The following is a 3,258-nucleotide window of genomic DNA, read 5'->3' on the forward strand; positions in this document are numbered from 1 at the left end:
TTGTCGTGGCTTGCTTATGCAGCTTGATGTCCATGAACCTGCTCCCGAATGAATGGCTGAAGAAGCTCTCTGGCGGCTAGCAGAGGATAACTTCTATAGGCGATTCGATTATCAGGGACCCTACACCTGCCAGGGCAATCGCACATGAAGAAGGCTTCTCATTCCAAGCCAAGTAGATGGGCGCGATAATCGTCTGAGGTGGCCGCAATAATTCGCTTGGTCTTGAAGCTTCCCTTGCGAGGCGCGGGATCCAAGCGAATCAGATTGAGCGTCAACCGCTTGAGAGTGGCCAGGTTATGCCCAGCGTATGCCGTTCGTGCCCGCATCTGGTCATCGGCAAAGGTGACATCCAGGCACCAGTGCACCTGATTCTCGATCTGCCAGTGTTGTCGAACTGCCTTGGCCAATTGCTCGGCGTTCGGCGCGAGGCTGCTGATGTAGTAACGGCGCTCATGTTCCGTCTTGCCTTGGCTTTCGCGTGTTGACTCGATGACGACGAAGCAGCGCAGATCCGGCCAGCGAGCCGGCTTCGGCAAGCAGTCCAGCGCATCGAACACGTAGCAGCGTCGTGTCTCCAGGCGGCCATGCGCTTTGCTGACCTCCTCCTTGACCTGATGCGGCGTCTGCGCTGCCGGCGCGGCGCAAAACTGGTCGAAGAAATCGTCGATCGCTTCCTTGAGCTGGGGTTGGTTCTCCTTGATGGCCAGCACATAGTTGGCCCGACGGTCGCGGATCGCCTGGGCAATCGAAGGCTGGGTGCCCATGGCGTCAAGGGTGACAATGCACCCTTCCAGCGCCAGTGTGGCCAGCAGGTCCGGGATGGCGGTCTTCTCGTTCGATTTGGCGGCGGTCGCCTGTTGGCCGAGAATGACGCCAGCGTCAGCAGCAAAGGCGCTGACGAGGTGCAAGGGGGCCTCGAAGGCCTTGGCCGACCGTCGGCTGGTCTTGCCATTCAGTGCAACGACCTGTGGCGAGACGCTGGGCAAGATGCCTTCTACCCAGCGGCGGAAAGCCGCCTCAAACTCGTGTGGATCCATCAGGCCAAAGAGCCGGGCGAAGGTGTCATGCGACGGGACCCCATTGGGCAAACTGAGATATTGGCGGAGCCAGGAGAGCTTCTCCTTGGCCCAGAGTTCGATCTCTTCAAAGGTGTCGGTGCCCACGAGGACGCCGCAGACGGCGACGGTGAGCAGGTCGGGCAAGGGGTGCTGCACCTTGCTGGGACGACGCGGATCGGTAACGCTGGCGAAGATGTCCAGGATCGGCACAGCAGTCTGGGGCATTGCATCCTCCGGCCAAATGCCCAGCTATATCGAATCATCCTTTATGATTCAATTGCGAACGAATCTCGACGTGCGATTGCCCTGCTACACCTGCCTGATTTCCTAACGGGTGAGCACTGCTGTGCGCCGTGTGGTCGAGCCGAACCACAAGGGTTTGTCGACGACGAACTTCATCGAACGTTTCACCAGACCTTTGCCGGGGAAGAAGCCGAGATCGAGCGACAACCGGATCGCCGCCTGAGCCTCAAGATCGATGGTCTGTTCGAACGGTACCAGGAAACCTTCGTAATCACCCGCCGGAGTCACATACCGCTCTCGAGTGATGGGCATGACTCGGTGCTGGTATTCACCCCTGTGTTCGACCTCGCGCGTCTCTATGTTAGCGACCGTAGCCTTACCAGAAGCGCTCCATGTCCGATTGGGCACGATCCTGTTGGGTAGCAGCACCACAGGCGGCTCGTACAGCACGGTCTGACCTTGCGTCAGCACATCTAGGCCGGTGAGCAGCACGCTTCCATCCCGGAGCTCGGAAAGATGGAGGATGTTGTAACCCCCAAACCGAACTTCCCAACGGCCTTCACCATCTGCTGAACTCAGTTCCAGCCGTACCTGCCGTCCCTCCCCGTCTCCGTCCACCACCTCGAACGTGCTTTCATAGGGGACAAGAGGGAAAAGTTCGGCAGCCTCAATTTCTTGAACCGTCGACGCCGGAGGCGCCGACGTGTCCGCGAGGGTGGCTCCAGCGGTGGAGAGGCCGATCAATATCGCTCGCGCGCAAGACAAATACATCACATTCTCCTGGAGTTTGTGGGCAAGTTGCGGCGCAGCACTCGTGGCAGTGAAGCGACGTCAACGGGAGAGCCGTTGCCACTGGCGAGGGATTGTGGAGACCTCTCCTAGATTGTAGAAGACGTCCGCGTCGTGGTCCTCGGCGATCCCGAGGTATTAGCTCTGTGTGTCAACCTGAATCCATACACTGGCTCAGTGAGTGAAGCTCAATATCCTGAATTCATAGAGTTATAGAAAATCGAAGGGAAACCAGCATTCAGGCACTACTGAGCTGGCTCTCACGCCAGAAAGGCGGATCCTGACGAATGATGCCGATGAAACGTAGCTTCAGACCGCCTGATCAGAGCCCTCGTGAATTAGGCGGGTTTAAGGCTTTACCCCTTTCGTGACACCTTCGAATGGGCGAGGGTTGACGCGGCTTGATGCTAAAAGCAGAGGCAGGCGGCGAGTCGTGGCACATCTGGCGGACGCTCTCGGCGGAAGCAGCTTTCGAGGTGTTATTCGAGCGGAGTGATGACATAATCCCACCCGTTCTCGTCGGCCGTTGACTCGAAGTCCGCCACACAGGCTTCACCGACGATCACCCTGTAGCCGAAAGAAATCGGTGCGGCGAGCGCACCGTCCACGCTCATTTCGAGTGTGTTCGATGAGTCGAGTGTAACTGGTTCGGCGCCGTCCAGGCAGGTCAGAATTACCGGCTCATTCGGGCTGATCTCATCGTCGGCGAGCTGAACTTCGTAGATCTGCGCACCTGCGGCGGAAGCGGTGAAGAGTACTGCAAAAAATAGCAGGGCTATGCGCATCATGTGGTATCTCCTTTATTATTTCTCCAAATGATTTGTTATTATAGAAGCAGTTTTATCATTATTTTTAATAACCATTGGTGGCAGTAATTGTCCAGATTTTGGGTTCTTCGACGTTTCATGTGGATTTGGCCTGATCCAGCAGGCGGCCCACGGGGCTACCAATCAGGTAGATCATGGCAATGACGTTGGCCTCGTTCCGGTAGCCGCGTGCGCCTGACCTGGCCGCCTGGAAGAGCCCGTTCATGCCTTCCAAGCGCGCGTTGGTCAGTCCCGATATCCAGCGCCTCACTACCTGCTCGGCATGCCGTTCAAGCGTCGTCAGGGCCTTCGCCATGGGCTTGAGCAGTGGCTGATCGGTGACCGCCTCCCGCATCACCTTG

The 3,258-nt window shown here is 57.7% G+C and carries 4 protein-coding genes; all 4 read right to left on the minus strand.

Annotated elements, in window-relative coordinates:
- Positions 1-158: 158 nt before the first annotated feature.
- Positions 159-1,283, minus strand: a complete 1,125-nt coding sequence (locus tag HF027_RS15325; RefSeq protein WP_168017131.1) for an ISAs1 family transposase — start codon at positions 1,281-1,283, stop codon at positions 159-161.
- A 102-nt stretch (positions 1,284-1,385) separates the two neighbouring features.
- Positions 1,386-2,072 carry a hypothetical protein gene (locus HF027_RS15330; RefSeq protein ID WP_168017133.1) on the minus strand — a complete coding sequence of 229 codons (687 nt, stop codon included), beginning with the start codon at positions 2,070-2,072 and terminating at the stop codon, positions 1,386-1,388.
- Between the two features lie 497 nt (positions 2,073-2,569).
- Complete coding sequence (locus tag HF027_RS15335) at positions 2,570-2,878, minus strand: hypothetical protein (RefSeq protein ID WP_168017135.1); 309 nt, start codon at positions 2,876-2,878, stop codon at positions 2,570-2,572.
- A gap of 115 nt (positions 2,879-2,993) precedes the next feature.
- Positions 2,994-3,258, minus strand: a 265-nt coding sequence (locus HF027_RS15340) for a transposase (protein ID WP_168017137.1), incomplete at its 5' end; no start/stop codon positions are given.

The organism is Halomonas salinarum (assembly GCF_012062845.1).
GTDB classification, from domain to species: Bacteria; Pseudomonadota; Gammaproteobacteria; order Pseudomonadales; family Halomonadaceae; genus Onishia; species Onishia salinarum.